The sequence below is a fragment of the Kitasatospora sp. NPDC050463 genome, assembly GCF_040655255.1.
In the GTDB taxonomy this organism is placed as follows: domain Bacteria; phylum Actinomycetota; class Actinomycetes; order Streptomycetales; family Streptomycetaceae; genus Kitasatospora.
The window spans coordinates 1-3606 of record NZ_JBFAJO010000190.1 but is presented as its reverse complement, the minus strand read 5'-3'; the positions used below and the strand labels follow the sequence as shown (position 1 = coordinate 3606).

Sequence of the window (3606 nt, the reverse complement as noted above, 5' to 3'; positions counted from 1 at the left end):
ACGACGGCGCAGCTCAGGCGGGTAGGAGGAGGGACGTGCCATGACTCGAATCCTTACACGAAATCGAGTCTCCACTGAACACGGGGCGGTTCAGTGGAATGAGGTCCTGCCGACGAACATGCCGGGACGTTGGCCGACGCAGGCGAAGTACTCGCGTTCGCTCATCTCCGAGAGCGGTTTCATGTCCCCTCCGTGGCCGGTCATGGTCAGGAGCCGTCGTTGGTGGAGTGGAAAACGGCCTCGGCGATCTCGCGCACGCGATCCCGGGTGATGCCGGTCCTCTGTTCGACGGCGAGGGGGTGGTCAGTGGGTTCGAGCTCAATGAAGGGGCGCTGACCGATGGGCCTGGTGTGGAGGTGGGTCTTCAGGTTGATGGTGCTGGGCGAATAGATGGGAAGCTCGGTGGTCAGCCAGCCGAAGTACGGCTTCTCGGATTCGCGCCCTGGTGTGTCCCAGAGGTCTGCGGCGCGGGAGAAGTTCTCGCGGCTCAGGGAGACCCAGACGCCCCAGGAGAAGACGTTACTGCTGCCGATGACCGGTATCTCGATCAGGCCCTTGACGAAGTAGTGCTGTGCTTTGATGACGCACTGATCCGATGAGAGCAGGCAGTCGGGGGCCTCGTCGAAGCTTGGATCCCAGACGTAGGGGGCCGTTGTCGAGTAGTTCATCGGCGGCTCTGTGTGGTGCTCGCCGCAGCACGTGCAGGTGAATCCGTGATCGCTGGTCATGGGCTAAGCCTAGTAATGAATTCCGACACCCAGCCGGGCGGTGTGTTCAGTATTCAGGGGGTATGGGATGAATTGAGGTCGGGTGCTTCTGCGTCTCTCAGCAGCGTCGCGAAGGTGTCCATCCGTTTGACGAGGTTGACCAGGGCGTCACGCAGCCAGGGCCCGGTAGTGGAGCGCGGCTGGTAGTCGAGCGGGATGAGGCGTTCGAACTCGGCCGAGATCCGCTCCCCGGCCTGGTCGGGCGAGGACCGCGTTAGTCCACGGAGGACCGGCGAGAACGCCAACGTCATGAGCTTGGCGATTTGCGGGTAGCGGGAGGCTCTCCGGAACCGGTAGTGGCGATCGGAGTGGACTGGGACGGCGTGACGTGGAGGATCCATGTGATTGGCCTCGCAGAGACGGTTCAGTAGTTCGTCGGCCTCAGCGCGAACCAGGGCCCGTCGGTCCAGGTCGCCGAAGAAGCCGTGGCACCACTCGTAGCAATCGGCGACCAGTAGCTCTCCGTATTTCTCTTCCAGTCGGTTGACGACGCGTTGGGCATGGACGACCTCGGGAACCGGGGTGAGGTCGATCTGCTGGTCGATGATGGCGACGCCGTCCTTGAGCCAGATGCCGTGGTGGAGGCAGACGTTGTCGTAAGAGGCAAGGAGATAGACGTGGACCTCCTTCCTGCCGCCGGCCCGCCAGACACAGCAGCGGCAGGCGAAACGGGTGTTGGCCAGTTGGACGCGAAGGCGTGGGGCGATCTGCGGATCGTATTTCCGTAGCTCCGGGATGGCCCAGACCAGGCTGGTGCGGGGTTGGCTGGTGAGGATCTCCAGCAGTTCCAGCTCGTTGAGCTGGCAACGCAGCCAGCGGGAGGGGGAACGGAGGAACGTGGTGGTGACGCGATTTGCCGAGGCGAGGCGGCTGAAGTAGGAGTTCAGGGTCTCGTTGGGGAAGGGCGTGACGGTGATGGGCAGGGGCCGGACGAGGACCGGGGCGAACGGCAGGGAGGTAGCCAGCCTGGGATCTTGTGGCTGACTCATCCGGTCTGCCCGGCCGCGTCGTTGCGGTAGTGGCGCTCGCTGGCGTGGTCGACGCGGATGGCGTTCAGCTGGCGGCGCGTGATGCGCTCGCTGCCGTCCAGGATGGCGGAGATGGCGGCTGCCCGGACCAGGTGGGAGAGGCTGCCGATCATGCCGCCGGTGCGTTGGTGGAGATACTTCGACAGCTCCGCCAGAGTCCCGGGCTTGTAGTGGTGCAGCCGGAGTGTGGCCTCCATCGTGGCCACCAGACCTTCCCATTCGGGGTTCAGCGGGAAGGGACCGGTGTGCAGGAGCGTGCAGCGGCCAGCGAGCTGGTCGCCGCGGATTCCGGTGAACAGGCCGGAGTGCTCGACGTCGATGCCGGCGTAGACGAACGTGGCGGGCAGGTGCTCGGTGAAGTACTTGAGGTGGTCGGACAGTTCCTCGCCCGCGGTGGTCGCGAGGTTCATCAGGTGGATCTCATCGACGAGCACGAGCTCCGTGCGGGCCTCGATGAGGACCTGGCAGACGGCGCTGGTGATGTCGGCGGTGTTGTGGTGCCGGCTGATCGTCGGAAGCCCCAGGAAACGGGCGAACTCCACCGCGAGTTTGCGCGGCGACCCCTTGGGCGGTGCGGTCACGTAGACGACCGGGATCCGCCGCCCGTCGGGATAGCGCTGCCGGACCCGTAGTTCGTGCAGGCGGCCGAGCTGCTTGAGCGCGGTGGTCTTCCCGGTGGTCCGCAGGCCGGAGATGATCAGGCCGCGGCGGGCGCCCTCCTCGCGCCGGTTGAGCAGGGTCAGCAGACGCCCCTGATGGGCGACGGCCTTGACGGTGGAGGTGCGGACGACCTGGAGTTCGGAGTGGTAGTCGATGCGGGCCTCGTCGTAGTCGGCGCGCTGGTCGTCGTCCATGGCTTCCCACCGGCCCGGCTCGGCGAGGTGGAAGGCCGCAGGGTCCTTCTCGACGAACCGCCGCCAGCCGGTCACAGTGGTGGGCGGTTCGATGCGTTCGTCGCCGCGCGGAGCCGGGCTGTCCTCGGCGGGCTGGCTCACCATCGTCGTTTTGCCTCCTCACGGGCGTCGAAGATGCCCAACGGCACCACCTCGGCCAGCTTCTCGTCCGTCTCGCCGTTCTCGGCTGGGTTGGGGGCTGGCTGCGGCCCGGGCTCGGGACGCGGCCAGGCGGGCGTGCTGGTGGCCCGGGTGCGGGCGGCGACCTTGCGGTCCCGGCGTTCGGCGATACCGCCCTTGCCTCGGCGGGCGCGAGCCGGTGGGTTCTGTGGTCCGTCGGCTGCCCGGTCGAGCAGCTCGACCGCGGCCTGGGCGACCTCGTCCTCGTTGGGCTTGCGCAGGTGGCGCTCGCTGAGCACCTGGTGGGCGCGGTCCCAGACGAGTTCTCCCATCGGGACCGGAGCGGTGCGAAGGTGGCGCCAGGTCGCGGTGATCCAGCCGGTGCCGCGGTGGTTGCGGACCCAGACGCAGGAGATGTCGTAAGGGTCGTAGTGCACCTGCCAGCGGCGGCCGTCCGGCCCGGCGCCCGAGGGCTGCCGGATGAGTGCGGGCGAGTCGTAGGTGCGGTTGTTGATGCGCACGCCCGTCGGGCTGACGACCCGCCACTCGTAGGGCATTAGCTGGATGTACTCGTCGGTGCTGAGCGGGACCGGGACGTATCCGGCCGCCGACACCAGCGCGGCGTACTTCTCGTTCGGGCTCAGCGGACGGCTTGCCATCAGGGGATCCCGCAGCCCGTCGTGCGGGCGATGCTGCCACTTCGCTTTACCGACCGTGATTTGTGCTGTTCGTGATGTCCGTTCGAGTCTGTGGCGTGGACGTCATGGGCTCGTTTACCGACTGGGTTCAGGACGTTCG

At 66.7% G+C, this 3606-nt stretch carries 4 protein-coding genes; all 4 read right to left on the bottom strand.

The window, feature by feature from the left end:
- Positions 1-206: 206 nt before the first annotated feature.
- The 4 genes from AB0J08_RS41230 to AB0J08_RS41215 all read right to left on the bottom strand — a co-directional run bounded on the left by AB0J08_RS41230 (position 207) and on the right by AB0J08_RS41215 (position 3467).
- On the bottom strand, positions 207-668 hold the full coding sequence (locus AB0J08_RS41230; RefSeq protein WP_360645232.1) for a DUF2199 domain-containing protein: 462 nt from the start codon (positions 666-668) through the stop codon (positions 207-209).
- Positions 669-781: 113 nt separating this feature from the next.
- Complete coding sequence (locus tag AB0J08_RS41225; protein WP_360645229.1) at positions 782-1756, bottom strand: hypothetical protein; 975 nt, start codon at positions 1754-1756, stop codon at positions 782-784.
- Positions 1753-2793 (bottom strand): ATP-binding protein, encoded by a 1041-nt coding sequence (locus AB0J08_RS41220; protein ID WP_360645226.1) that lies wholly within the window; start codon positions 2791-2793, stop codon positions 1753-1755. Before AB0J08_RS41220 ends, AB0J08_RS41225 begins: the two co-directional genes overlap by 4 nt.
- Entirely contained in the window at positions 2787-3467 is a 681-nt protein-coding gene (locus AB0J08_RS41215) for a Mu transposase C-terminal domain-containing protein (RefSeq protein WP_360645223.1), read from the bottom strand. Before AB0J08_RS41215 ends, AB0J08_RS41220 begins: the two co-directional genes overlap by 7 nt.
- Positions 3468-3606 lie beyond the last annotated feature (139 nt).